A 24,373-nucleotide genomic window follows, 5' to 3' on the forward strand; every position below is an offset into this window, starting at 1 on the left:
TGGCCTGGGCCGTCACCGCACGGCCGTCACTGCACGGCGGCGTCGGCGATCTCCGCCGAGGCGTTCCACACGTCCAGGCGCCAGACCGGTGCGTCACCGTGACCGCTGAGCTGTACCCAGCTGGTGTTGGCGAGACCACCGAAAACCGGCCATGACCGCTGCGGGAGGCCCAGGAGGCCTGCCGTCATGGCCGCGATGACCCCACCGTGTGCGACGAGCACCACCGGGTTGTCCGCATCGGGACCGCTGCCCCAGTCGGGTAGGTCCTCGACGAGTTCGGTCACCACCGGGATGGAGCGTTCGGCGACGTCGACCCGGCTCTCGCCCTGCGGCGGACGCCACGTCGAGTCGTCACGCCAGTCGCGTCGGGCGCCGGGCATCGCGTCGTCGACCTCGTGATGGGTGAGGCCCTGCCAGTCGCCCAGATGCGTCTCCCGCAGCCGCTGGTCGGTGGTGATCGGGAGGCCGACGACGTCGGCCAGGGCCTGCGCGGTGTCGTGGGCGCGCCGCAGGTCCGAGGAGATGATCAGACGCGGGGAGCGTCGGGCCAGCACCCGGGCCGCCGCCCGCGCCTGGGCGACGCCGACCGCCGACAGGTCGGTGTCGAGCTGACCCTGCATCCGGCTCGCGGCGTTGTAGTCGGTCTGTCCGTGCCGCAACAGGATCAACCGACGGACCACGGGGGTCATCCGCTCGACAGAACTGTCCCCGGTGTCGGGTCCGCTCACGCGAGGGTCTCGGGGTCGACCACCGGGCAGTCCTTCCACAGGCTGTCGAGGGCGTAGAACTCGCGCTCCTCGCTGTGCTGGATGTGGACGACGATCTCGGAGTAGTCGAGCAGCGTCCAGCGGCCCTCACGGGCACCCTCGCGACGCAGCGGCTTGTGCCCGACCTCGCGGAGCTTCTCCTCGACCGCGTCGACGATGGCGCCCACCTGACGTTCGTTGCCCGCCGAGGCGATCACGAACAGGTCGGTGATGACGAGCTGCTCGGAGACGTCGATGATCGTGACGTTCTCGGCGAGTTTGTCGGAGGCGGCGTCGGCGGCGACCTTCGCCATCGCGAGCGCCTCGGGTGTGGCTGTCACAGGTGTCCTCTCGAAGACGTTTGTTCGGTGCCCGGCGATGCCGGTTGTTCGGGTTCCGGGGACGCCGAGGTGAGCGTGGCGGGGGACGTGTCCCCGACCCGGGATGCATCGGTGGGGTCGGCCGTCGCGGGGTGCACGGCCGAGGGGTGGACGGCCCCGTCGGGATCGGCCGAGGGGCCCGACACCCCGCGCGACTCGGGGCGCGGCACGCGATAGAGACGCCGCTTGTTGATGTATTGCACGACACCGTCGGGCACGAGGTACCAGACGGGGCGCCCCTGCGCCGCGCGGTCGCGGCAGTCGGTGGACGAGATCGCCAACGCCGGCACCTCGATGAGGTGCAGAGCATCGGGCGACAACGTCTCGAGGTGGGTGCCCAGATGCGCGGCACCGAGCTCGTACCCCGGGCGGCTGACGCCGACGAAGCGTGCCAGCGCGAACAGTTCCTCCCAGTCGTGCCAGGTCAGGATCGAGCTGAGCGCGTCGGCGCCGGTGATGAAGTAGAGGTCGGAGTCGGGGTGCAGTCGACTGAGGTCGCGCAGGGTGTCGACGGTGTAGGTGTCGCCCTGGCGTTCGATGTCGACACGGCTCACCGAGAACCGCGGATTGGCCGCGGTCGCGATGACGGTCATCAGGTAGCGGTCCTCGGCCGGGCTGACCACGGGGACCACCGTGCTCCCGCCCTGGCGGACCCCCTGCTCGTCGGACAACTTCTGCCACGGACGGCCGGTCGGGACGAAGATGACCTCGTCGAGATCGAACCGGTCGGCGACCTCGTTCGCGGCGACGAGGTGCCCGTTGTGGATGGGATCGAAAGTGCCGCCCATCACGCCGACCCGTCGTCGTCGGAGCGCGCCGACCGGTGCGGTCGACTCGACCGGTGCGGTCGGACGGATCTCGGGCATGTCTGCGGAGTCTACGTGCCCGCCCATCGCGGGAACCGACACGCTCAGACCGGCAACAGGTCGGCGATGACCTGCGCCAACTGGCGCGCGTTGCGGCATTCGTGCATCTCGATGATGGTCGAGTAGTCCTGGGCGACCGAATCACCGGTGTCCCAGAGAGACTCGGATTCCGGGTTGAGCCAGTAGGCGTGGCGTGCGCGGTCGACCAGCGTGCGCAGCACCGCGAACCGGGGGTCGTGGTAGTTGTTGCGACCGTCGCCGAGGACGAGCAGTGCGCCGCGGTGGGTGAGCGACTCGATGTGGTCGTCGACGAACCCGGCCAGGGCGTGCCCGTAGTCGGAATGACCGTCGCGGGTGATCAGCCGGGCGTTGTGCAGCATCTCGGTGACGGCGGTGGAGATGTCGATGTCGTCGGGACGCCGACTGAAGTAGTCGGTCACCTCGTCGACGGTGTCGACGAACGCGAACACCCGCACCGCGGAGAAGTGCTGACGCAGCGCGTGGACCAGCTGCAGAGTGAACTGCGAGAAACCCGAGACCGAGCCCGACACGTCGCACAGGATGACCAGCTCGGGTCGGCCCGGACGGGGGCGGCGGTAGGTGAGGTCGATGGGGACACCGCCGGTCGACATCGAGGCCCGCAGGGTCTTGCGGATGTCGACGACTCCACGCCGTGCCCGGCGGCGCCGCACCTCGAGCTTCGCGGCGAGCAGCCGGGCGAGCGGGTCGACGGTGCGGCGCAGTTCGATCATCTCCGCGCGACCGGCCGAGAGGAACGCGATGTTTTCCGGCAGGGTCGGTACGGCGTACTCCCCCACCCGCTCCCGGCCCGACCGCTCGGTCATGCGGCGTCGGGTCTCCTCGGACACCAGGTCGCCGAAGCGCCCCACCCGGTCGGCCGCCGAACGCCGATAGCGTGGTCCGACACCGCCATCGTCGTCGTCACCGGACGCCGCCGCCATGGCCGCCGCGATACGCGCGATGAGGGTCTGCGGCCGGATCGACGACATCGCCTGATAGGTCGAGAACGCGTCGCCCCGCGTGGATCGGTAGCCGCCGATCTGATCGACGATCAGCGAGATCAACTGCGCCAGACGACCATCGTTCTCCGCGTCGCCGTCGGCGAGCATCTCGGCGACCATCTCGCGCACCGCGTCGATGTCGACCGCGCCGGTGTCGTCGGTGGGAAGTTCGAGATCGGTGGTGCGGGTGCCGGTCCCGAGGGGGAACCAGAGGTCGAACACCGCGTCGAACACCGGCCGTTGGGTGTGGTCGGTGACGAGCGTGCACGCCAGTCCCTCGCGGAACCCGCTGCGGTCGAGCAGGTCGAGCACCTCGGTGGCACACGCGGCGTCGATCAGCGACGCCGGACCCACCACGATCCCCCGGTCGCGCAGGTCGTCGACGAACCCGGTCAGGTGGTCGACGAGATGGGCCCCCGCGTCACCGCGACGCGGTCCACCGCGGCGGCGACCGACGAGGGGGGACGTCATCGGTCGAGCTTCAACTCCGCCGCCGCGGCCTTGAGGTCGGGGCGGTGCTTGAGGACGACCCCCAGGGTGCGACTGAGGATCTCGTCGTCGAGCCGCCCGCGCGGCTTCTCCCCGATCCCCAACGCCAACAACGTGTTGCCCCAGTCGATGGTCTCGGCCACCGACGGCTTCTTGCGGAGATCGAGTGACCGCAGCACACCGATCACGCGGATCATCTCCCGCGCGATCGAGTCCGACAGCGCCGGCACCCGCGAGGCCAGGATCTCCCGCTCACGCGCGGGGTCCGGGAAGTCGATGTAGAGGTACAGGCACCGACGCTTGAGCGCCTCGGAGAGTTCGCGGGTCGCGTTAGAGGTCAACAGCACGATCGGACGGCGCACCGCGGCAACGGTTCCCATCTCGGGGATCGTCACCGCGAAGTCGCTGAGCACCTCGAGGAGCAGGCCCTCGACGTCGACGTCGGCCTTGTCGACCTCGTCGATCAAGAGCACAGTGGGGTCGGTGCGGGAGATGGCCCGCAACAACGGTCGCGGCAGCAGGAACTCCGCGGAGAAGATGTCGGCCTTGGTCTCGTCCCAGCCGCGTTGCCCCGTCGACTGGATGTGCAGGATCTGCTTGGCGTGGTTCCACTCGTAGAGCGCGCGGGCCTCGTCGATGCCCTCGTAGCACTGCAGTCGGACGAGCTCGGCAGCCGACGTCTGCGAGATCGCCCGCGCCAGTTCGGTCTTGCCGACGCCGGCCGGGCCCTCCACGAGCAGCGGCTTGCCGAGACGGTCGGCGAGGAACACCGCGGTCGCCGTGGCGGTGTCGGCGAGATATCCCGTCGCGGCGAGTCGGGTGCGGACGTCGTCGGTGTCGGTGAAGACCGGCGAGACGGCCGGACCGCCGAGCCCGGGCGGGGTCGTGGGGGCTGATGTGTCGGTCACGGGCGCGTCTGTCCCTGGCCCCACACGATCCACTTGGTGGAGGTGAGTTCGGGCAGACCCATCGGGCCCCGTGCGTGCAGTTTCTGTGTGGAGATGCCGATCTCGGCGCCGAAGCCGAACTGCTCGCCGTCGGTGAACGCCGTCGACGCGTTCACCATCACCGCCGCGGCGTCGACCCGCTCGGTGAACTCGGAGGCCACGGCGAGATCGGTGGTGACCACGGCCTCGGTGTGGCCGGTGCCGTAGCGATCGATGTGCGCGATCGCCTCGTCGATCCCGGCGACGACCTTGACGGCGATGTCGAGGGAGAGGTATTCGTCGGACCAGTCGGCGTCGCCGGCCGGTTCCATGCCCGGTTCGTCGCCGTGGATCACCACACCGTGCGCCTGCAGCGCAGAGACGAGCCGCGGCAGTGCGACATCGGCGACGGCGGCGTCGATCAGCACGGTCTCGGCGGTGTTGCAGACGCTGGGCCGCCGGGTCTTGGAGTTCACGACGATGCTCTCGGCGACGTCGAGATCGGCCGACGCCGCGACGTAGACGTGGCAGTTGCCGGTCCCGGTCTCGATGGTGGGGACGGTCGCGTCGCGGACGACGGCCTCGATGAGACCTGCTCCGCCACGGGGGATCACGACGTCGACGAGCCCGCGGGCCCGGATGAGGGCGGTCACGCTGGCGCGGTCGTCGGACGACAGGAGCGACACGACGTCGGCGGGAAGGCCTGCGCGGGTGAGCACCTCGCGCAGGATGCCCACCAGGGCGGCGTTGGACAGCGCGGCCGACGACGATCCGCGCAGCACCACGGCGTTCCCCGATTTCAGGGCGATGCCGAAGGCGTCGACGGTCACGTTCGGGCGCGCCTCGTAGACCATGCCGATGACCCCGAGCGGCACCCGGACCTGTCGCAGCATCAGCCCGTTCGGCAGCGTCTTGCCCGTCACGACGTCGCCGACGGGGTCGGGCAGTGTCGCGACCTGACGCAGACCGTCGGCGATGGCCCCCACCCGCGCCTCGGTCAGTCGGAGTCGGTCGAGCAGGCTGTCGGCGGTCCCGCTCGCGCGGGCACGGTCGATGTCCTCGGCGTTCGCGGCGAGGATCTCCGCGGTCCGCGCGAGCAGTTCGTCGGCCGCGGCGAGCAGCACGCCGTTCTTCGTGGTGGTGGTCTGGCGGGCGAGCACCCGCGCGGCCGCCTTCGCCGCGCCGGCCGCGGCGTGGACCGCGGCGGTGATCGGATCCCCGGCCGCCGACGGGGTCGTCGCGGACGGACTCGTCGGGCGGGCGACCGCGGCGTCGGCGGTGGGTGCGCTCATCGGACCAGCCTAACGCGGGGCCATCACCCCCGGTCAGCAGCGGTCGAGTGACCGACGCAGCACCGGGACCGACCCCGCGTCGACCGACAGCCGGTAGGTCGCGAGGACGGTCACGAACTGCACCGCGTACTGGCAGGCGAACGACGTCCGCCGCGGCATCCACACGGACGGCGGCGAGTCGCTCTTGTCCTGGTTCGAGTCCCCGTCGACCGCGACGAGGTTGGCGGGGTCGTTGGCGAACCGCAGGCGGGTCGACGCGTCCCAGCCTGCGGCGCCCATGTCCCAGGCGTAGGAGAGCGGGACGATGTGGTCGATCTGGACGTCGGCACCGCTGCCGCGTCCGCGCCGGAAGTCGATCCACTCGCCGGTGTACGGGCTGCGCAGTTCACCGCTGCCGACCGCCCGGGGACACGACGCGACCTCGACGTAGGTCTTGTCGCGGAGATCGCGGTCGAGGATGTCGTTGCGGGTGTCGCAGCCGTTGCCGGCGTCCTGGGCATCGGATCCGTCGGCCCAGGCCGTCCCGAACGCCGCGCGGTCGTAGTGCTCCGGGCGGGCCCGGTGTGCGACCACCGGAACCGCGGCCAGGGCAGTCCGCACCGCGGCGACGTCGCGGTGCGGCATCGGTGGCCGCGTGGGCCACACCGCGATGACGGCGACGGTCACCGTGATGGCCACCCACGCGATGAGGGTCGTCCATGCCCGCACCGACAGCACCATCGGGCCGGTCACCGCGTCGCCTGCGCACGCCGGGACCGGATGTGCCGGGAAGCGCCGTCAGGGTTTGGCGAGGAACGCCGCGCGTGACGGTCCGAGGACCGATTCGACGAGCAGGGCCAGCGGACGGTGGCGGGCCAACGTGATGTCGCCGGGCACGATCTCCGCGGCCAACACCCGCGCATCGGCGATGACGTCGACGTCGTCGATGAGCGAGAGGAACCGCAGCGAGGACGACTCTCCGGACTGCAGGGCACCGAGGACGTCTCCTTCCCTGCGTGCGATCAGATCGATCCGAGCGAGTTCGAATCCGTCATTGGACGCCTCGACGGCCCTCAACCGTTCCATCGCCGGCGAACCCGCTTTCGTGGCGGTCCGCAGGAAGCACCGACCGGGCAGCCCGCCGCGGCCCACGCGACCGCGGAGCTGGTGGAGCTGGCTCACCCCGAACCGCTCGGCGTCGACGATCACCATCGTGGTCGCGTTCGCCACGTCGACACCGACCTCGACGACCGTGGTCGAGACGAGGATGTCGATCTCGCCACGGGTGAACGCGTCCATCACCGCGGTCTTCTCGTCGGCGGGGAGTCGACCGTGCAGGAGTTCGACGCGGTGGCGGCCCAGGGGTCCGGAGGTGATCTCGGCGAACATCTCCACCGCCGAGCGGGTGGGCATCCCCTGTCCCCGCTGTTCGCGTTCCTCCGACTTCGCGCCCGCCGCGGTGCCGTCGTCGCCGATCCGCGAACAGACGACGTAGACCTGTCGGCCCGCGGTGACCTCCTCGTCGACGACCTCCCAGAGTCGGCTCTCGAACTTCGGCAGGTACTGCGGCACCACGTTGGTGGTGATCGCACGGCGCCCCGCCGGCAGTTCGCGCAGTGTCGAGGTGTCGAGATCGCCGTAGACCGTCATGGCGACCGTCCGGGGGATCGGGGTCGCGGTCATCACCAGCATGTGCGGGACGAGGTCGTCGCGGCGGCGCGAGCGCAGGGTATCGCGCTGCTCCACGCCGAAGCGATGCTGCTCGTCGACGACGACGAGGCCGAGGTTGAAGAAGTCCACCCGGTCCTCGAGCAGTGCGTGGGTGCCGATGACGATGCCGGCGGTGCCCGTGACGGCCTCGAGCAGGGCCGCGCGTTTGCCGGCGGTCTTCATCGAGCCGGTCAGCAGGGTCACACGCGTCGCGGGATCCTCGGCGTCGAGTTCGCCGGCCCGCGCGAGACCACCCAGCATCGTCGTCAGCGTCCGATGATGTTGGGCGGCAAGTACTTCGGTCGGCGCCAGCAGCGCGCACTGGTAGCCGTTGTCGATCATGCGGAGCATGCACAGCAGCGCGACCAGGGTCTTGCCCGACCCCACCTCGCCCTGCAGCAGCCGACTCATCGGCTCCCCCGACCCCAGTTGATCGCAGATCTCACCGATGACGGTCTGCTGGCCGTCGGTGAGGGTGAACGGCAGCCGCGCCCGCAGCGCGTCCTCGAGCCCGTGCTCGACGTGGTCGCAGGTGGGACCGGTACGTCCGGAGTCGGCGAAACGCCGCCGCGCCAACGCCACCTGCAGGGCCAGCGCCTCGTCGAACGTCAGACGTGTTCGGGCGGAATCAATCTCGTCGGAGGTCTCGGGTAGATGGATAGCCCGTAACGCCGCGTCGGCGGCGATGAGGCCGCGCGCGTCGCGCTCGGCGTCCGACAGCGGGTCCTCGACGGCGTCGACGGCGTCGAGCGCGGTGCGGACCGCCCGCCAGATGTCCCATGTCTGCAGGGCTTTCGTGGCCGGATAGACCGGGATGAACGGGCGGTCGAACTCCCCGAGGTCGGCGGCTTCGGTCGGCGAGGACGTCGCGGCGTCGCCCGCCATCGACAGCATCATCGCCGATCCGACCGAGTCGACACCGCCGGCCTCGTCGGGCAGCACCATCCAGTTCGGATGGGTCAGCTGCATGGTGTTGTTGAAGTAGCCGACCGTGCCGGCGACCATCATCCGCACACCGGGGGTCAACGCGCGGGCGATCGCATAGGGATTGAAGAAGGTGACGCTGAACGACTGTGATCCGTCGGTCGCCTTGACCACCAGCATCTTTCCCTTGCGAGACTTCATCGACCGCATGTCCGCCTTCTCCACGCGTGCCACCAAGGTGACCCATTCACCCGCCTCGGGTCGCGACTGCGCGGAGAGCTGACCCTGTTTGACGTAGCGGTGCGGGATGTAGCGGATCAGCTCACCGACGGTGTGCACGCCGATCTCCTCGGCGAAGGTCGCGGCTTTCGCGTCCCCGAGCAGGCCGCCCAGCGGATCGTCGGTACGCGCTCTCATTCGACCCCCACCTGCAGCACCTCACCGGCCTGTCCCGAGGCGTAGGAGACGAACTCGACACCCGGATGTGCAGTGGCGACATGGCGTTCGAGGCCGTCGAGCACATCGGTGCCGATGTCGGCGCCGGCCAGCACGGTGACGAGTTCACCACCGGTACCGAGCATGAGGTCGACCAGGGCGGTGGCGGCGGCGAGCTGGTCGGGCCCGATCACGAGCACGTCGACCCCGATGAGCCCCAACAGATCTCCCGGTTCACACGTTCCCGCGAGCGTCAGCGCCGATTCGGTGGCCGTGGTCACCGAGCCGCGTCGGGTCGAGGCCGCCGCCTCGGCCATCGCGTACGCGTCGGCGTCGGCGTCGGCCGACAGGTCGTGCACGGCCAGCGCCGAGAGACACTGCACCATCGACAGCGTCGGCAGGAACACCACCGCCCGATGCGCCGATCGCGCGTCGGCGGCGACGGTCACGAGGTCCTGTGCCGGGATCGCGCCGTTGGCCATCACGACCACGTGGGCGGCGTCGAGATCGACGATCGCGCGGGCGAGCGTCGCGGCGTCGAGGCCGTCGTCGGCACGCACCACGCGCGCTCCCGCGTCGGCGAACAGTTCCGCGGCACCGTCGCCGGTGACCACCGCGACGACCCCGCGATGGCGGCTCGGCAGTCGGTCGTCGGGACCGGTGGCCGCCCGGTGGGCGTCGAGCACGAAGCAGCTGATCCGGATGTCGGCGACGTCGCCGGCGTCGAGACCGGCCTCCACGGCGGCGCCGGGGTCGTCGGTGTGGACGTGCACCGAGAACCGTTCGCCGGTCGACTGCGAGCTGTCGCCGACGATGACGACCGCGTCGCCGAGCGTCTCCAACGTCGACCGCAGCACGGGGATCCGGTCGGCGGTGGCGCGGGCGAGGATGTACATGACCTCGTAGTCCATGTCGGACCCGACGGCGTCGCACCCGTCGCCCGCCGGCGCGTGGCCGATCGGATCGCCGCCGCCGGCGAGCACCCCCTGGTACCGCCGGCGCTGCGCCGAGACCCCGGTGAGCACCTTCACCATCGCGTCGAAGAGCACCAGCAGACCGCGGCCGCCCGCGTCGACGACACCGGCGCGGGCCAGCTCGGGCAGTTGTTCGGTGGTCCGTTCCAGGTCGTCGGCGCAGGTGTCGGCGACGGCGCGGGCCAGATCGGCGGGTGTCGAGTCGGCCACCGCGACCGCGGCCGCCGCGGCCGTCCGCAGCAGCGTCAGGACGGTGCCCTCGCGGGGTTCGCTCACCGCGCGGGTCGCGGCCAGCGCGGCGAGACCGAGCCCTGAGGTCCACAGCCGGTTGAAGGACACGTGACCGTCGACGGCGTCGATGCCGGCCGCGTCGGCGAGACCCAGCAGCACCTGCGACAGGATGATCCCGGAGTTGCCGCGGGCCTGCCCGACGGCGCCGTCGGCGGCCCGACGCAGGACCTCCGGCGCGTCGGCGTCGGCCGGTGCGTCCGCGCAGGCCGCCGCGGCCGCGGTCATGGTGTGCAGCATGTTGCTGCCGGTGTCGGAATCGGGGATCGGGAACACGTTGAGGTCGTTGATCTCACCGCGCACCGCGGTGAGGCCCCGCACGCATTCGTCGGTCCAGTCGCGCAGCAACCGCGGGTCCATCGGGGTCGACCGGCCACCGGACGCGCCGGCCGCCGAGTCGGCGGGGGCGTCGGTCGGCGCCGCACCGCGCGGTGCGCGTGCCTCGGCGTCATTTGGCCCGATCGCGTTCATGCGGCTATCCTTGCAGGGTTGTCGTGAGGCCGTTTCGACGCATGTCGCCGCGCACCGACACCACCCTTTGTTCCCACACTTGAGGAGTTCGACGATGGCTGCCGTCTGTGACGTCTGCGCCAAGGGCCCCGGCTTCGGCAAGTCGGTCTCCCACTCGCACCGCCGTACCAACCGACGCTGGAATCCCAACATCCAGACCGTGCGCGCACAGGTCGCCCCGGGTAACCGGAAGCGTCTGAACGTCTGCACCTCGTGCCTGAAGGCCGGCAAGGTCGTGCGCGGCTGACCGAGGTCATCCCATGACCTCCCCGGACAGCGACCCCGTCGACCGCGACCTCGTGCGCGTCGTCGACGGGGTTCTGCATGTCCGGATCTCGACTGAGCGCGGCGGCAACGCCCTCGACCCCGACGGACTCGACCAGGGCACCACCGCACTGCGGCAGGTGGCCGCCGGGTCGCTCGATGTCGGCGCCGTCCTCCTGTACGGACCGGGCGCCAACTTCTGTGCCGGCGGTGACGTGCGGTCGTTCGCCGCGGCACCCGACCGGTCCACGTTCATCGCGGCGCTCGCCGATCGATTCCACGGTCTCCTCCTCGCACTCGCCGACGCCGACACCCCGGTCGTCGCCGCCGTGCGCGGCTGGGCAGCCGGTGCGGGCATGAGCATCGTCTGCCACTCCGACATCGCCATCGGCGGTCCCGGGACCTCGCTGCGCGCGGCCTACCCCGGTATCGGTCTGTCGCCCGACGGCGGCATGACGTGGGCGCTGCCCCGCATCGTCGGCGCGGCCCGTGCGCGTCACCTGATCCTCACCAACGCGGTCATCACCGCGCCCGACGCGCTCGAGATGGGCCTCCTGTCGCAGGTCGTCGGCTCCGACGACGACGTCGTGCCGACCGCTGTCGAGGTCGCCACCCGCCTCGCCGCCGGTCCCCGATCGGCTCTGCGCGCCGCGCGACGACTGCTCGCCGACGGCGCCACCGCGCAGCTCGTCGATCAGCTCGCGGCCGAGGCCGCGTCGATCTCCGTCCTCGCCGGCGGTCGTGAGGGCATCGAAGGAGTGGACGCGTTCGTGCAGAAGCGCCGCCCCGATTTCACCGCACGCTGAGCGACACCGCACACCGTCTCAGGGCAGTCGCCAGTCCACCGGATCGGCCCCCAGTTCGGCCAACGCGGCGTTCGCCCGGGAGAACGGTTTCGACCCGAAGAACCCTCGGCTCGCCGACATCGGCGACGGGTGCGCCGAGGTGATCGCGGGCACTCCGGGCATCCACTGCTGCAGCGATGCCGCGTCTTTGCCCCACAGGATCGCGACGAGTGGTGCATCCCGCTCGACCAGTGCGGTGATCGCGCGTTCGGTGACCGTCTCCCACCCCTTCCCGCGATGCGAGGCCGGTGAGCCGGGCGCCACGGTGAGCACGCGGTTCAGCAGCAACACCCCGGAGCGACTCCAGGGCGACAGATCGCCGGAGGTGGGACGCGGGAACCCGAGGTCGTCGCAGTACTCGGTGAAGATGTTGTTCAACGAGCGCGGAACGGGTTTCGTCTCGGGTGACACCGAGAAGCTCAGTCCCACAGCGTGTCCCGGGGTCGGGTACGGGTCCTGACCCACGATCAACACGCGGATGTCGTCCATCGGGGCGGTGAACGCGCGCAACACCTGATCGCCCGGCGGGAGGTAGCGGCGACCGGCGGCGAGCTCGTCGCGCAGGAACCGCCCCATGTCGGTGATGGTGTCGGCCACCGGCGCGAGTGCCTGCGCCCATCCGGGGTCGACGAGCTCGGCCAGGGGCCGACCCGACGACGACTCCGGCGCCATCAGTCGATCCGCCGAAGATGCTCGCGGAAGTGTTGCGCGTTGTGGTGATACATCTCCACGTTGAGATCGACGTGATTCTCGGCGACCTCGAATCCGGCGCGGATCTTCGCCGGGACACCGAGCGCCATCGCCCGCGACGGCACCGCGAAATCGAACGGCACCACCGCACCCGCGCCGACGATCGCACCGTCGCCGACCGTGGCGCCGTTGAGGACCACCGATCCCGAGGCGATCAGGCAGTTGTCGCCCACCGTCGCGCCTTCGACGTGCGCGTTGTGCCCCACGACGCAGCGCTCCCCGATCACCGTCGGATGGATGGGTGTGCAGTGGATGACGGTGCCGTCCTGGATGTTCGTCATCGCGCCGATGGTGATGGTGCCGTAGTCGCCGCGCAACACCGCTCCCGGCCACACCGACACCCCGGGTCCGAGCGTCACCGCACCGATCACGGTCGCGTCGGGATGGACGTAGGCGTCGTCGGCGAGTTCGGGTACTCGGTCGTCGAGTGCGTAGATGGCCACCGGGCCAATCTATCCGGCCCGTCGCGGGAACCGGTCAGAAGCTCTGCCATCCGCGGACCCCTGAGGGTGCGCCGTCGACCCGGACACGGGGTCCGTCGCCGGGGGCGACCACCGCACCGATCGCCGTCCATCCGGCCGGGGGTTGGCCGTCGAAGGTGGCGAGCAGCTGATGGTCCTCTCCCCCGCCGAGCTGCCATCCGATCGGATCGGCCCCGACCGCATCGGCGGCGGCGCGCAGCAGCGGGTGCGAGGGGATGGTGGCCGTGTCGATCTCGACGGCGACACCGCTCGCCGCCGCCATCGTCTCCAGCTCGTCGACGAGGCCGTCGGACACATCGGTCATCGCCCGCGCACCGGCGTCCGCGGCGACCGGACCCTGCCGGAGGTCGACAACCGGTATACGGTGCGCGGCAACCAGTTCCGCGAAATCGGTGATGCCGGCGTCGAGGAGCGCCAGCCCTGCCGCCGACGATCCCAGGGGGCCGCTGACCGCGACGGTCTGCCCCACCGCGGCACCGGCGAGTCGCACGGGCGCACGTCCGTCGGTCGTACCGAAGACGGTGACGGTCACCACCATCTCCGCGGCGGCCACGAGGTCGCCGCCGACGACACGTGCGCCGAACTCCGCGGCGATGTCGTTCATCCCCTGATCGATACCGAGGACCACGGCGGCGGGGGTCGTCGGCGGACATGCGATGGACACGACGATGCCCACGCTGCGCGCACCCATAGCGGCGATGTCGGCGCAGCTCTGGACCGCCGCACGGGCCCCGATCTGCTCGGGCGTCGACCATTCGAGCCGAAAATGCCTGTCCTGCACCAGGCTGTCGGTACTGACGACCAGGGAGCCGGCGAGGTCGAGCACCGCCGCGTCGTCACCCGGCCCCACGACGACCACGTCACCGTGACCGGGATGGGAGGGCACGGCCCGCCGGGCGACCGCGGTCAACCGGTCGATGAGTGCGCGTTCGCCGAGGTCGGCCACGGTCGGCCCGACACCGCCGTCGGCGCCGGCGACAGCCCGTTGCGCAGCGGTTTCACCCGATCCCACCACCGCGTGCCCTCCGGTCTGCGATTCGCGCACCGGCCGGGTTGTCGGTGACAATGGGCCAGTCTATTCAGCGCCCGCGAGGGTGGGTGACCCGCGACCGCGGTTCGATCCACCCCACGCGGGGTGGTCGATCGGCCGCCGAGCGGGCATCGACACCGACGAAGGGAAGGTCATGGTCGCGGCGTTCATCCTGATCCAGACCGAGGTGGGCCGGGCCGCCCAGGCCGCCAAGGCCATCGCCGAGATCGACGGTGTCGCATCCTCGGAGGAGGTGTCGGGTCCCTACGACGTGATCGTCCGCGTCGACACCGACGACGCCGCACACCTCGCGACCGCGGTGATCCCGCAGATCCAACAGGTCGACGGCATCACCCGCACCCTGACCTGCCCGGTGGTCACCGACGCGCGGCCCTCGTGAGCGACGCCACCGGTCGCCGTAGCCCCGCCCTCATCGCGACCCTCGTCACCATCCCGGTGATGGTGATCGTGCTGTTCATCGCCATCGCGGCATTCCGTACCGATTCCTCGGGCGATTCACTGCCGTTGGCGTCGGCCGCCGCGCCGCAGTCCGCCGATGCGAACTGCACGAAGCTCATCGCCGCCCTGCCGGCGACCTTCGCCGGTTTCGACGACCGCTCCGAATCCGGCGGCCTCGTGCAGTGGCAGCCGACCGGCGACGCCGCCGGTCCCGTGCAGCTGCGATGCGGGGTCGACCGCCCGGCCGATCTCGCGCCGACCTCGGCCCTGCAGGTCGTCGACCCGGTCCAGTGGTTCGCCACCGGCAGCGGCGATCCCGACGCGACGGGGACGCTGTGGGTGGCGGTCGACCACCGCCCGTATGTGGCGCTGTGGCTTCCCAGCAACTCCGGCAACGGCCCTATCGCCGACACGTCGCGCATCCTCGACCGGATCCTGCCCCGCGCGTCGATCGACCTCGGGTCCTGACCCGACTCGGGGGCCGTCCCGCGTCGAGGACGGACGCCCGTCGACTATTCGGGCTTGGTCGATCGACTGAGCAGCGCGACGATCGCGTCGCGGACACCGAGACCGTCGTGGCACACGCGATGCACCGCATCTGTGAGCGGCATCTCCACGTCGTGGGCCGCGGCGAGCGCGCGCACCGACGAGCACGACTTCACGCCCTCGGCGACCTGACCGTTCGTCGCCTCCTGCGCTTCGACGAGGCTGCGACCCTCACCGAGTCGGGAACCGAACGATCGGTTGCGCGACAGCGGTGAGGAGCAGGTGGCGACGAGATCGCCGACACCGGCGAGACCGGCGAAGGTCTCGGCGCGTGCGCCGAGCGCCTCACCGAGTCGGATGGTCTCGGCCAGCCCGCGCGTGATGATCGAGGCGAGGGTGTTCTCACCCAGTCCGGCTCCCGACGCCATCCCGCAGGCGAGGGCGATCACGTTCTTGACCGCGCCACCGATCTCGCAGCCGATGACGTCGATGTTGGTGTACGGCCGGAAGTAGGCGGTGCTGCAGGCGTCCTGAACCCGCTGCGCCCGCTGCTCGTCGGTGCACGCGATCACCGTCGCGGCGGGTTGACGTTGCGCGACCTCGCGCGCCAGGTTCGGGCCGCTCAGCACCGCGACGCGATCGTCGCCGGCGCCGGTCACCTCGGCGATCACCTCGGTCATCCGCTTGAGCGTGTCGCTCTCCACGCCCTTGGCCAGCGACAGCAGGGTGGCGTCGGGGCCGATCTGGTCCCGCCACCCGGCCAGGTTGGCGCGCAACGACTGTGACGGGACGGCGCACACCACCAGATCGGCGCCGTCGAGCGCGTCGCGGGCCGAGCTGACCGCGGACAACGATGCGGGCAGATCTATCCCGGGCAGGTAGTCGGGGTTGACGTGGTCGTCGGTGATCCTCGCGGCCAACTCGGGGCGGCGTGCCCACAGCACGGTCGGTGTGCCCGCGTCGCACAGCACCGCGGCCATCGCCGTGCCCCACGACCCCGAACCCATCACCGCTGCACGCACGTCGCGACCTCCTCGTCTGCCGACCCCGCGCCCGCGGTGCCGCGCCACTCGCGCACCACCCTAGTGCTCGCCGCACACCGCCGACGTCGCATCATGGGCGGATGCAGGATCGGCGCTCGGCCACACGGCCCGACCCGCTCGGCGCGTCAGCCGGTGCGGGCGCGGGCGGTCGCGGCCTGGCCGCGGTACTGGCGGTGAAGGACCTCACCGATGCGAAGTCGCGGTTGTCGCCGGTGCTGTCGGCGGGGGCGCGACGCGACCTCGTGCTCGCGATGATGACCGACACCGTGGTCGCGGCGCGCGCGGCCGGTGTCGACGACGTCGTCGTGGTGACGCCGGATGCGGCCGTGGCCGCCGCCGCCGCCGAACTCGGGGCCCGCGCCGTCGCCGACGACGACGAGCACCCCTCGACACATGATTCGTGGGCGCGCGACGGGGGGCCCCTGAACCGTGCGTACGCCCGCGGTATCGCCGCCGCATCGGACCGTTCGCCCGGCACTCGGGTCGTCGTCCTGCAGGCCGACCTGCCGACAGCGCGCCACGATCATCTCCGTGAGGTGCTGACGATGTCGGCCGCACACTCCCGTTCGTTCGTCCCCGACCGGTCGGGGGCGGGCACCGCCATGCTGATCCTGTCCGACACCGCCGACGTGGCGACGCGATTCGGTCTCGACTCCGCGGCCGCCCACCGCGCCGGGGGTGCGGTCGACCTGACCGACGGCGACCCGGATCGGTGGCCGGACCTCCGCGCCGACGTCGACACCGTCGACGACCTCCGTGTGGCCCGCGCCCTGGGCGTCGGGACGGCCACCGCACGAGTCCTCGACGACGGATCGCTGTCGTCCCTGGGCGCGACACCGACCCCGCATGCGTCATGATGGTCGCGTGAGTTCCCCGGAAAGCATGCACACCGCCAGCACGCACACCGACAGCACGCACACTGACGGGGCGCCGGGCGCCGACGTCTCGCCCCCACCCCCCGCACCGACCGACGACGTCACCGAGGAGTCGATCGAGGCGTCGACACTTCCCGCGGCGCCGCCGGCGGCGACCCTGCTGCCCGACGAGGCGGCCGACCTCCCCGACGACCGCTACCTCAACCGCGAACTGAGTTGGCTCGACTTCAACTCGCGTGTCCTGGCTCTGGCCGAGGACACCTCGCTGCCCCTGCTCGACCGGGCGAAGTTCCTCGCGATCTTCGCCTCGAATCTCGACGAGTTCTTCATGGTGCGCGTCGCCGGGCTCAAACGACGTGACGAGACTGGACTGTCGGTCCGGTCGGCCGACGGGTTGTCGCCGCGCGAACAGCTGTCGAAGATCGCCCGGCGTACCCAGACCATCGCCGAGCGCCACGCGCGTGTGTTCCTCGATTCGGTACGTCCGGCGTTGGCGGACAACAACATCCACGTCATGTCGTGGGACGAGCTGACCGCCGACGAGCGGGCGCGGATGTCGGAGTACTTCCACGAGGAGGTGTTCCCGGTCCTGACCCCGCTCGCGGTCGACCCCGCGCACCCCTTCCCGTACATCAGCGGCCTGAGCCTGAACCTCGCCGTGACCGTCAAAGACGTCACCGAGGGCGGCGAACACTTCGCCCGTGTGAAGGTGCCCGACAACGTGAGTCGCTTCGTCGAGGTCGGCAAACTGATGCCGCCGCAGGACGACAACGGCACACCGCGCACCATCCTGCTGCCGATGGAGACGCTCATCGCAGCGAACCTCGAGCACCTGTTCCCCGGGATGGAGATCGTCGAGCACCACGTCTTCCGCATCACCCGCAACGCCGATTTCGAGGTCGAGGAGGACCGCGACGAGGACCTGCTGCAGGCCCTCGAACGTGAACTGGCCCGGCGCCGCTTCGGGTCCCCGGTGCGTCTCGAGGTCGCCGACGACATGAGCGAGCACATGCTCGACCTGTTGCTGCGTGAGCTCGACGTCGACCCCGCCGACGTCATCGAGGTGCCCGGCCTGCTGGATCTGTCGTGTCTGTTCCAGGTGTTCGGCCTCGACCGTCCCGCGCTCAAGGACCGCCCGTTCGTCCCCGCGACTCACCCGGCCTTCGGCGAGCGCGAGACGCCCAAGAGCGTGTTCTCCACCCTGCGCGAGGGGGATGTCCTCGTGCACCACCCGTACGACTCGTTCTCGACCAGCGTGCAGCGGTTCATCGAGCAGGCGGCGTCGGATCCGCAGGTGCTGGCCATCAAGCAGACCCTCTACCGCACGTCGGGTGATTCCCCGATCGTCAATGCACTCATCGACGCGGCCGAGGCGGGCAAGCAGGTCGTGGCGCTCGTGGAGATCAAGGCGCGCTTCGACGAACAGGCCAACATCAAGTGGGCCCGACAGCTCGAGCAGGCCGGTGTGCACGTCGTGTACGGACTCGTGGGTCTCAAGACCCACTGCAAGACATGCCTCGTGGTCCGGCGGGAGGGATCGACGATCCGCCGCTACTGCCACATCGGCACGGGAAACTACAACCCCAAGACCGCGCGGCTGTACGAGGACGTGGGCCTGTTCACCGCCGCCCCCGACATCGGCGCCGATCTCACCGACCTGTTCAACACGTTGACCGGCTACTCACGCAAGCACGAGTACCGCAACCTGTTGGTGGCGCCGCACGGCGTGCGCCGCGGCATCATCGCGCGCATCAACCTCGAGATCGAGCGTCATCTCGCGGGCGACGAGCGGGCGCGGATCCAGTTGAAGGCCAACGCCCTCGTCGACGAGCAGGTCATCGACGCGCTCTACCGGGCGTCGCAGGCGGGTGTGCCCGTCGATGTCGTGGTGCGCGGGATCTGCGCGCTGCGACCGGGAATGCCCGGTGTCAGCGAGACGATCACCGTGCGGTCGATCCTCGGGCAGTTCCTCGAACACTCCCGGATCCTGCACTTCGGGGCTCTCGAGGAGTACTGGATCGGCAGCGCCGACATGATGCACCGCAACCTCGACCGTCGCATCGAGGTGATGGCCCAGGTCCGCGATCAGCGCCTGACCCGCGAACTCGGCGAGATCTTCTCCTCCGCACTGGATCCGACCACCCGATGCTGGGTGCTGGAGTCCAACGGGCGGTGGACGGCCTCGCCGGCGGCCGGGGAGGACGTGCGCGATCATCAGCAGCAGCTGACGCGTCGTCACCACAACCGGGCCGACACCGCGTCCTAGCACCGTCGCCCACGCGAGCCACGAGCGGACAACCGAGACGATGACATCGCAGAAGAAGTTGGTCTACGCCGCCGGAGGGGTGGTGTGGCGACACACCGGATCCGGCAACGGGAAAACCGCGAACGACGCCGGACTCGAGGTGGCGGTCATCCACCGCCCCCGTTACGACGACTGGACCCTGCCCAAGGGCAAGCTCGAACCAGGTGAGACGTTCGTCGCCGCGGCGGTCCGCGAGATCGCCGAGGAGACCGGGTACACCGTCACCCTCGGGCGACGGTTGGCGAAGGTCGACTACGACCTCACGTCGTCGGGACGCAAGCATGTCCACTACTGGTCGGCGAGATGCGTCGCAGGCGAATTCGCCGTCAACGACGAGGTCGACGCCGTCGAGTGGTTGTCGGTCCCGCGCGCCCGCGACCGGTGCAGTTTCCGGGCCGACCGAAAGGTGCTGTCGGAGTTCAGTCGCCTCCCCGCCGATCTGCACACCGTGCTCGTCGTGCGCCACGCGAAGGCCGGCCGCTCGGCCCGCTACCGGGGCGACGACCGGTTGCGCCCGCTCGAACCCGTGGGGCGCACGCAGGCGCAACGCCTCGTCGACCAGTTCCTGATGTTCGGCGCCGACGACATCCACGCCGCCGACCGCACCCGGTGCCTGCAGACGGTCGAGCCGTTGGCCCGTCGTCTCGACGCCCCGATCCGCCTGGAGCCGACGCTGTCGGAGGAGGCCTACCGCGACGACCCCGACGCGGCGCTGACGCGCCTTCGGGAGATCGCGACGGACCGTTCGACGGTGCCGGTGATCTGTAGCCAGGGCAAGGTGATTCCGCCTCTGCTCGCGGCATGGACGGACGGCCACGACGTCTCGCTCCCCCGCACACGCAACCGCAAGGCGAGCATGTGGGCCATCTCGATGTCCGGTGACGCCATCGTCGCGGTCGACCACGTGGACAGCCCTCTGCGCTGAACCGAACCCCCACACAGACGACACGACCCCCGACGGTGGGAAGTCCGTCGGGGGTCGTGTGCGTCGTGCGTCGCGCAGCGAGAGATCAGCGTGCGCGGGCCTTGCGGGCCGGAGCCTTCTTCGCGGCGGCCTTCTTGACCGGAGCGGTCTTCTTCGCGACGGCCTTCTTCACCGGAGCGGTCTTCTTCGCGACCGTCTTCTTGACCGGAGCGGTCTTCTTCGCGACGGCCTTCTTCACCGGAGCGGTCTTCTTCGCGACGGCCTTCTTCACCGGAGCGGTCTTCTTCGCGACCGTCTTCTTCGCGGGGGCAGCCTTCTTCGCGGGCGCGGCCTTCTTGGCCGGGGCCTTCTTCGCGGCGGTCTTGGTCGCGGTGGTGGTCGCACCACTGCCGCGCTTGACCGCGGGACCGGTCGCGCTCAGCTTCTGCTTGCCGGCGACGACGGCCTTGAACTGGGCTCCGGGACGGAACGCCGGCACCGAGGTGGGACGCACCTTCACGGTCTCTCCGGTGCGCGGGTTGCGGGCGACGCGAGCGGCGCGCTTGCGCTTCTCGAAGACACCGAAACCGGTGATCGTCACGCTCTCACCCTTGTTCACCGCACGAACGATGGTGTCGACCACGTGCTCGACGGCGTCGGTGGCCGTCTTCCGATCGGTGCCCAACTTGTCCGTCAGCACCTCGATGAGTTCTGCCTTGTTCATTGAATCAACCTCCGCAAGCTGGATGGCTCACGTTGAGCCAGCTACAGCACACGGTAAACGTCGAGAACGAAAAGTTCCACGTCCTGGCCACAATGAATTTCGGCGTGGCGAGGCGCAATGTCGTTAGACGACATACGATACGCGGTCCTGCGACCCTGTCAGAGGGTCGCAGGTTTCCAATGGGGCCTTACCTTTTCGTACTCGGAAATGGCCTCTACCTGGCGTAATGTCAATCCGATGTCGTCGAGACCCTCCATCAGACGCCACCGCGTGTAGTCGTCAATCCCGAAGCGCACCACCAGGTCACCAACGGCCACGGTTCGATCCTCAAGGCTGACCGTGATTTCCGTCCCGGGCGTTTCTTCGAGCCTTTTCCAGATCAATTCGACATCGGATTGCTCGACCTGGGCGGCGAGAAGACCCGCTTTTCCGGCGTTCCCCCGGAAGATGTCGGCGAATCGCGACGAGATGACGACTCGGAATCCGAAGTCCGAGAGTGCCCACACGGCATGCTCACGGGACGAGCCGGTACCGAAATCCGGACCCGCCACGAGGACCGAGCCGTGCGACCACGGCTCGTTGTTCAGGATGAAATCCGGATCGTTGCGCCAGGCGGCGAACAGGCCGTCCTCGAAACCCGTTCGGGTCACGCGCTTGAGGTAGACCGCCGGGATGATCTGGTCGGTGTCGACATTGCTGCGGCGCAGCGGCACACCGATTCCGGTGTGGGTGGTGAAGGCGTCCATCTGTTACCTCGCTTCTGGGGGCGTGCGCGGTGCGCAGCGCGGGAATTGGTCAGGCGTTCAGATCGGCAGGGGCCGAGAGGCGCCCGCGGATCGCGGTCGCGGCGGCGACGGCCGGCGACACCAGGTGGGTGCGACCGCCCTTGCCCTGCCTGCCCTCGAAGTTGCGGTTGGAGGTCGATGCGCACCGCTCACCCGGGGCCAGCTGGTCGGGGTTCATACCCAGACACATCGAGCAGCCGGCCTGCCGCCACTCGGCGCCGGCGGCGGTGAAGATGTCACCGAGGCCCTCGGATTCGGCCTGCGCCCGCACCTGCATCGAGCCCGGCACCACCAGCATCCGCATGCCCTCGGCGATGGTGTGGCCCTCGAGGATCCCGGCGACCTCGCGGAGGTCCTCGATGCGGCCGTTCGTGCACGACCCCACGAAGACGGTGTCGATGGCGATGTCGCGCAACGGTGTCCCGGGGGTCAGGTCCATGTAGGCCAGCGCCTTCTCCGCCGAGGACGCCGCGGACTCGTCGGCGATCTCGGCCGGGTCGGGCACCGACGCCCCCAGGGGCAGACCCTGTCCGGGGTTGGTCCCCCAGGTGACGAAGGGGGTCAGCGTGGACGCATCGATGTGTACCTCGGCGTCGTACGTCGCGCCCGGATCGGTCCGCAGCGAATCCCAGTGCGCGACTGCGGCGTCCCAGTCGTCGCCCTGCGGGGCGTGCGGACGGCCCTTCAGGTACTCGTAGGTGGTCTCGTCGGGCGCGATCATCCCCGCCCGCGCACCGGCCTCGATCGACATGTTGCAGATGGTCATCCGCGCCTCCATCGACAGTTTCTCGATGGCGGGACCGCGGTACTCCAGGACGTGTCCCTGCCCGCCGCCGGTACCGATGGTCGCGATGATGGCGAGGATCAGGTCCTTGCTCGTCACCCCGACCGGCAGCTCACCGTCGATGGTGATGGCCATGGTCTTGAAGGGGCGCAACGACAGGGTCTGCGTGGCGAGCACGTGCTCGACCTCGGAGGTGCCGATGCCCATGGCCAGCGCGCCGAACGCGCCGTGGGTCGAGGTGTGGCTGTCACCGCACACCACGGTCATGCCCGGCTGGGTCAACCCGAGCTGCGGGCCGATGATGTGGACGATCCCCTGGGAGGCATCGCCCATGGGGTGCAGCCGGATACCGAACTCCTCGCAGTTGCTGCGCAGCGTGTCGACCTGGGTGCGCGAGACGAGATCGGCGATGGGCTTGTCGATGTCGAGGGTCGGGACGTTGTGGTCCTCGGTGGCGATGGTCAGGTCGGGACGACGCACCGGCCGGCCCGCGAGGCGCAGACCCTCGAACGCCTGGGGGCTCGTCACCTCGTGCACGAGATGGAGGTCGATGTAGATGAGGTCGGGGTCGCGCTGCCCGCTCTCGTCGGCCTCGCCGGCCTTCACCACGTGTTCGGCCCATACCTTCTCGGCCAGGGTGCGCGGTCCGCTCGTCTGCGTCTCGGTGCTCATCGGGTGATCTCCACGTTCTGTGCCGTACACATATTCGCCATACCAATATTCGGGAGTCTAGTATCGACCTGTGAGACATCCTAGCCCATCCGACGAGGCCGTAGAAGCGGGTCCCGCCATGGTCGTCAGCGGGGTCGGCGTACTCGACAAATCGGTCGCCGTGCTCCGCACCTGCGCCGAGAGTCCCTGCAACCTCAACGAGCTCTGTGCGCGCACCGCGCTCCCCCGGGCCACCGCGCACCGACTGGCGATGGGACTCGAGACCCATCGTCTGCTCGTCCGCGATCCCTCGGGACGGTGGTGTCCCGGGCCGGCGCTCGCCGAACTCGCCGCCGATGCCGGCGATGCGGTGCGCGAGGCCGCGCTGATGGTGCTGCCGCGGCTCCGCGAGATCACCGGCGAATCGGTGCAGCTCTACCGTCGGGAGGGCACGCAGAGGGTGTGCGTCGCCGCGATGGAGCCGCCCACCGGTCTGCGCGACACCGTCCCGGTCGGTGCCCACCTGCCCATGACAGCGGGGTCGGGGGCGAAGGTCTTGCTCGCGTGGGCGGATCCGGCCACCCAGCGGGCGCTCGTGCCCGACAGCGCCTTCAGCGAGCGGGGCCTGCTCGAGATCCGCCGACGCGGATGGGCGCAGAGTGCCGGCGAACGCGAGGCCGGGGTCGCGAGTGTCTCGGCACCGGTACGCGACGCGACCGGCGAGGTGGTCGCCGCGATCTCGGTGTCGGGACCCATCGACCGGATGGGGCGCCGCCCGGGATCACGCTGGGCCGCCGACCTGCTCGCCGCCGCCGAGGCCATCCACAAACGCCTCACCCACGCCTGACCGAACAGTCGCTCGGCTCGACGGTTTAGGGTCGGGACACCGACCGCGACGGGCCACGAGGGCACGCCGACCGACGAGCAGGAGTCATCACGTGGGAAGCAATCAGCGCGGACAGATCGTGATGGGAGACGACGAGGTCGCCGACTTCCTGAGCCGTAGTCGTACCGCCACCCTGGCGACCCGCTCCGCGTCGGGATCGATCCATCTCGTCGCGATGTGGTACGCGTTGCTCGACGGTGAGATCTGGTTCGAGACCAAGGCCAAGTCGCAGAAGGCGGTCAACATCCGGCGTGACCCCGCGGTGTCGGTGATGGTGGAGGCCGGCGACACCTACGACACCCTGCGGGGCGTGGCCATCGAGGGACACGCCGAGATCGTCGACGATCCCGACACCCTGCTGCGCGTGGGGATCAGCGTGTGGGAGCGCTACACCGGTGAGTACACCGACGAGATGCGGCCGTTCGTCGATCAGATGATGAACAAGCGCGTCGCGGTCCGCGTCGTCGGCACCCGCACCCGCAGCTGGGATCACCGCAAACTCGGCATCCCCGAGATGCCGGTCGGCGGCAGCACCGCCCAGTTCCTCTGAGCCGCACGA

25 protein-coding genes are annotated in these 24,373 nt (G+C 70.0%); 9 read left to right on the forward strand and 16 right to left on the reverse strand.

The features are described 5' to 3' along the window. Positions 1–26: 26 nt before the first annotated feature. From OG579_RS05310 to OG579_RS05350, 9 genes are read right to left on the reverse strand one after another with little or no spacing between them, the layout of a single operon-like run. Positions 27–689 carry a histidine phosphatase family protein gene (locus tag OG579_RS05310; protein ID WP_328858347.1) on the reverse strand — a complete coding sequence of 221 codons (663 nt, stop codon included), beginning with the start codon at positions 687–689 and terminating at the stop codon, positions 27–29. Between the two features lie 35 nt (positions 690–724). Further along, complete coding sequence (rsfS, locus tag OG579_RS05315) at positions 725–1,087, reverse strand: ribosome silencing factor (protein ID WP_045823206.1); 363 nt, start codon at positions 1,085–1,087, stop codon at positions 725–727. Then, positions 1,084–1,992 (reverse strand): nicotinate-nucleotide adenylyltransferase, encoded by a 909-nt coding sequence (gene nadD, locus OG579_RS05320; protein ID WP_328858348.1) that lies wholly within the window; start codon positions 1,990–1,992, stop codon positions 1,084–1,086. Before nadD ends, rsfS begins: the two co-directional genes overlap by 4 nt. Positions 1,993–2,036: 44 nt before the next feature. After that, positions 2,037–3,485, reverse strand: coding sequence for a vWA domain-containing protein (locus OG579_RS05325; protein ID WP_328858349.1), 1,449 nt, complete (start codon positions 3,483–3,485; stop codon positions 2,037–2,039). Continuing rightward, positions 3,482–4,411: an AAA family ATPase gene (locus OG579_RS05330; protein ID WP_328858350.1), complete on the reverse strand. Its 930-nt coding sequence runs from the start codon at positions 4,409–4,411 to the stop codon at positions 3,482–3,484. Before OG579_RS05330 ends, OG579_RS05325 begins: the two co-directional genes overlap by 4 nt. Beyond that, a complete protein-coding gene (locus tag OG579_RS05335; protein WP_328858351.1) occupies positions 4,408–5,721 on the reverse strand; it encodes a glutamate-5-semialdehyde dehydrogenase in 1,314 nt (437 codons plus the stop codon). Before OG579_RS05335 ends, OG579_RS05330 begins: the two co-directional genes overlap by 4 nt. A gap of 33 nt (positions 5,722–5,754) precedes the next feature. Then, a complete protein-coding gene (locus tag OG579_RS05340) occupies positions 5,755–6,453 on the reverse strand; it encodes an HNH endonuclease family protein (RefSeq protein WP_328858352.1) in 699 nt (232 codons plus the stop codon). Positions 6,454–6,498: 45 nt separating this feature from the next. Continuing rightward, entirely contained in the window at positions 6,499–8,751 is a 2,253-nt protein-coding gene (gene recG, locus OG579_RS05345; RefSeq protein ID WP_328858353.1) for an ATP-dependent DNA helicase RecG, read from the reverse strand. After that, complete coding sequence (locus OG579_RS05350; protein WP_045823362.1) at positions 8,748–10,391, reverse strand: DAK2 domain-containing protein; 1,644 nt, start codon at positions 10,389–10,391, stop codon at positions 8,748–8,750. The genes recG and OG579_RS05350 overlap by 4 nt, the downstream gene beginning before the upstream one ends. A gap of 205 nt (positions 10,392–10,596) precedes the next feature. Here OG579_RS05350 and rpmB point away from each other — a divergent pair, with 205 nt between their 5' ends. Then, entirely contained in the window at positions 10,597–10,788 is a 192-nt protein-coding gene (rpmB, locus tag OG579_RS05355) for a 50S ribosomal protein L28 (protein ID WP_045823212.1), read from the forward strand. Positions 10,789–10,801: 13 nt separating this feature from the next. Beyond that, positions 10,802–11,611, forward strand: a complete 810-nt coding sequence (locus tag OG579_RS05360) for an enoyl-CoA hydratase/isomerase family protein (protein WP_328858354.1) — start codon at positions 10,802–10,804, stop codon at positions 11,609–11,611. Positions 11,612–11,629: 18 nt separating this feature from the next. Here the strand turns inward: OG579_RS05360 and OG579_RS05365 are convergent, their stop codons facing one another. Genes OG579_RS05365 through OG579_RS05375 form a run of 3 tightly spaced genes read right to left on the reverse strand, consistent with a single transcriptional unit; the run spans position 11,630 to position 13,927 of the window. After that, positions 11,630–12,322, reverse strand: a complete 693-nt coding sequence (locus tag OG579_RS05365) for a uracil-DNA glycosylase (protein ID WP_045823214.1) — start codon at positions 12,320–12,322, stop codon at positions 11,630–11,632. Beyond that, positions 12,322–12,843: a gamma carbonic anhydrase family protein gene (locus tag OG579_RS05370; protein ID WP_045823215.1), complete on the reverse strand. Its 522-nt coding sequence runs from the start codon at positions 12,841–12,843 to the stop codon at positions 12,322–12,324. Before OG579_RS05370 ends, OG579_RS05365 begins: the two co-directional genes overlap by 1 nt. Positions 12,844–12,877: 34 nt before the next feature. Beyond that, positions 12,878–13,927 (reverse strand): thiamine-phosphate kinase, encoded by a 1,050-nt coding sequence (locus tag OG579_RS05375; RefSeq protein WP_328858355.1) that lies wholly within the window; start codon positions 13,925–13,927, stop codon positions 12,878–12,880. Positions 13,928–14,066: 139 nt separating this feature from the next. On the opposite strand from OG579_RS05375, the gene OG579_RS05380 reads away from it, so the two are divergent. Further along, positions 14,067–14,312 (forward strand): Lrp/AsnC ligand binding domain-containing protein, encoded by a 246-nt coding sequence (locus tag OG579_RS05380; RefSeq protein WP_045823364.1) that lies wholly within the window; start codon positions 14,067–14,069, stop codon positions 14,310–14,312. After that, positions 14,309–14,839, forward strand: a complete 531-nt coding sequence (locus tag OG579_RS05385) for a DUF3515 domain-containing protein (protein WP_238981281.1) — start codon at positions 14,309–14,311, stop codon at positions 14,837–14,839. Before OG579_RS05380 ends, OG579_RS05385 begins: the two co-directional genes overlap by 4 nt. Positions 14,840–14,883: 44 nt before the next feature. Here OG579_RS05385 and OG579_RS05390 read toward each other — a convergent pair whose 3' ends face one another. After that, on the reverse strand, positions 14,884–15,879 hold the full coding sequence (locus tag OG579_RS05390; RefSeq protein ID WP_328858356.1) for an NAD(P)H-dependent glycerol-3-phosphate dehydrogenase: 996 nt from the start codon (positions 15,877–15,879) through the stop codon (positions 14,884–14,886). Between the two features lie 101 nt (positions 15,880–15,980). On the opposite strand from OG579_RS05390, the gene cofC reads away from it, so the two are divergent. Genes cofC through OG579_RS05405 form a run of 3 tightly spaced genes read left to right on the forward strand, consistent with a single transcriptional unit; the run spans position 15,981 to position 20,005 of the window. Then, positions 15,981–16,757, forward strand: a complete 777-nt coding sequence (gene cofC, locus OG579_RS05395) for a 2-phospho-L-lactate guanylyltransferase (RefSeq protein WP_328858357.1) — start codon at positions 15,981–15,983, stop codon at positions 16,755–16,757. A 25-nt stretch (positions 16,758–16,782) separates the two neighbouring features. Next, positions 16,783–19,041, forward strand: coding sequence for an RNA degradosome polyphosphate kinase (locus OG579_RS05400; protein WP_408068800.1), 2,259 nt, complete (start codon positions 16,783–16,785; stop codon positions 19,039–19,041). Between the two features lie 40 nt (positions 19,042–19,081). Next, complete coding sequence (locus OG579_RS05405) at positions 19,082–20,005, forward strand: NUDIX hydrolase (protein ID WP_328858359.1); 924 nt, start codon at positions 19,082–19,084, stop codon at positions 20,003–20,005. An 85-nt stretch (positions 20,006–20,090) separates the two neighbouring features. On the opposite strand, the gene OG579_RS05410 is transcribed toward OG579_RS05405, so the two are convergent. The 3 genes from OG579_RS05410 to leuC all read right to left on the reverse strand — a co-directional run bounded on the left by OG579_RS05410 (position 20,091) and on the right by leuC (position 22,949). Then, positions 20,091–20,708 carry an HU family DNA-binding protein gene (locus OG579_RS05410; RefSeq protein WP_045823218.1) on the reverse strand — a complete coding sequence of 206 codons (618 nt, stop codon included), beginning with the start codon at positions 20,706–20,708 and terminating at the stop codon, positions 20,091–20,093. A gap of 158 nt (positions 20,709–20,866) precedes the next feature. Next, complete coding sequence (gene leuD / locus OG579_RS05415; RefSeq protein ID WP_045823219.1) at positions 20,867–21,454, reverse strand: 3-isopropylmalate dehydratase small subunit; 588 nt, start codon at positions 21,452–21,454, stop codon at positions 20,867–20,869. Positions 21,455–21,503: 49 nt separating this feature from the next. Continuing rightward, positions 21,504–22,949: a 3-isopropylmalate dehydratase large subunit gene (gene leuC, locus OG579_RS05420; RefSeq protein ID WP_328858360.1), complete on the reverse strand. Its 1,446-nt coding sequence runs from the start codon at positions 22,947–22,949 to the stop codon at positions 21,504–21,506. Positions 22,950–23,067: 118 nt separating this feature from the next. On the opposite strand from leuC, the gene OG579_RS05425 reads away from it, so the two are divergent. Both OG579_RS05425 and OG579_RS05430 read left to right on the forward strand, forming a co-directional pair. Then, positions 23,068–23,775: an IclR family transcriptional regulator gene (locus tag OG579_RS05425; protein ID WP_045823220.1), complete on the forward strand. Its 708-nt coding sequence runs from the start codon at positions 23,068–23,070 to the stop codon at positions 23,773–23,775. A gap of 91 nt (positions 23,776–23,866) precedes the next feature. Beyond that, complete coding sequence (locus tag OG579_RS05430) at positions 23,867–24,364, forward strand: pyridoxamine 5'-phosphate oxidase family protein (RefSeq protein WP_328858361.1); 498 nt, start codon at positions 23,867–23,869, stop codon at positions 24,362–24,364. Positions 24,365–24,373: the final 9 nt, after the last annotated feature.

It is taken from the genome of Williamsia herbipolensis, assembly GCF_036153515.1.
In the GTDB taxonomy this organism is placed as follows: domain Bacteria; phylum Actinomycetota; class Actinomycetes; order Mycobacteriales; family Mycobacteriaceae; genus Williamsia_A; species Williamsia_A herbipolensis.

Excerpts from the sequence above, each read along its gene's own strand:
- OG579_RS05310 (WP_328858347.1), bottom strand. The coding sequence starts at position 689 with ATGACCCCCGTGGTCCGTCGGTTGATCCTGTTGCGGCACGGACAGACC.
- nadD (WP_328858348.1), bottom strand. The coding sequence starts at position 1,992 with ATGCCCGAGATCCGTCCGACCGCACCGGTCGAGTCGACCGCACCGGTC.
- OG579_RS05325 (WP_328858349.1), bottom strand. The coding sequence starts at position 3,485 with ATGACGTCCCCCCTCGTCGGTCGCCGCCGCGGTGGACCGCGTCGCGGT.
- OG579_RS05335 (WP_328858351.1), bottom strand. The coding sequence starts at position 5,721 with ATGAGCGCACCCACCGCCGACGCCGCGGTCGCCCGCCCGACGAGTCCG.
- recG (WP_328858353.1), bottom strand. The coding sequence starts at position 8,751 with ATGAGAGCGCGTACCGACGATCCGCTGGGCGGCCTGCTCGGGGACGCG.
- OG579_RS05350 (WP_045823362.1), bottom strand. The coding sequence starts at position 10,391 with ATGGACCCGCGGTTGCTGCGCGACTGGACCGACGAATGCGTGCGGGGC.
- rpmB (WP_045823212.1), top strand. The coding sequence starts at position 10,597 with ATGGCTGCCGTCTGTGACGTCTGCGCCAAGGGCCCCGGCTTCGGCAAG.
- OG579_RS05360 (WP_328858354.1), top strand. The coding sequence starts at position 10,802 with ATGACCTCCCCGGACAGCGACCCCGTCGACCGCGACCTCGTGCGCGTC.
- OG579_RS05365 (WP_045823214.1), bottom strand. The coding sequence starts at position 12,322 with ATGGCGCCGGAGTCGTCGTCGGGTCGGCCCCTGGCCGAGCTCGTCGAC.
- OG579_RS05380 (WP_045823364.1), top strand. The coding sequence starts at position 14,067 with ATGGTCGCGGCGTTCATCCTGATCCAGACCGAGGTGGGCCGGGCCGCC.
- cofC (WP_328858357.1), top strand. The coding sequence starts at position 15,981 with ATGCAGGATCGGCGCTCGGCCACACGGCCCGACCCGCTCGGCGCGTCA.
- OG579_RS05400 (WP_408068800.1), top strand. The coding sequence starts at position 16,783 with ATGCACACCGCCAGCACGCACACCGACAGCACGCACACTGACGGGGCG.
- OG579_RS05405 (WP_328858359.1), top strand. The coding sequence starts at position 19,082 with ATGACATCGCAGAAGAAGTTGGTCTACGCCGCCGGAGGGGTGGTGTGG.
- OG579_RS05410 (WP_045823218.1), bottom strand. The coding sequence starts at position 20,708 with ATGAACAAGGCAGAACTCATCGAGGTGCTGACGGACAAGTTGGGCACC.
- leuD (WP_045823219.1), bottom strand. The coding sequence starts at position 21,454 with ATGGACGCCTTCACCACCCACACCGGAATCGGTGTGCCGCTGCGCCGC.
- leuC (WP_328858360.1), bottom strand. The coding sequence starts at position 22,949 with ATGAGCACCGAGACGCAGACGAGCGGACCGCGCACCCTGGCCGAGAAG.
- OG579_RS05425 (WP_045823220.1), top strand. The coding sequence starts at position 23,068 with ATGGTCGTCAGCGGGGTCGGCGTACTCGACAAATCGGTCGCCGTGCTC.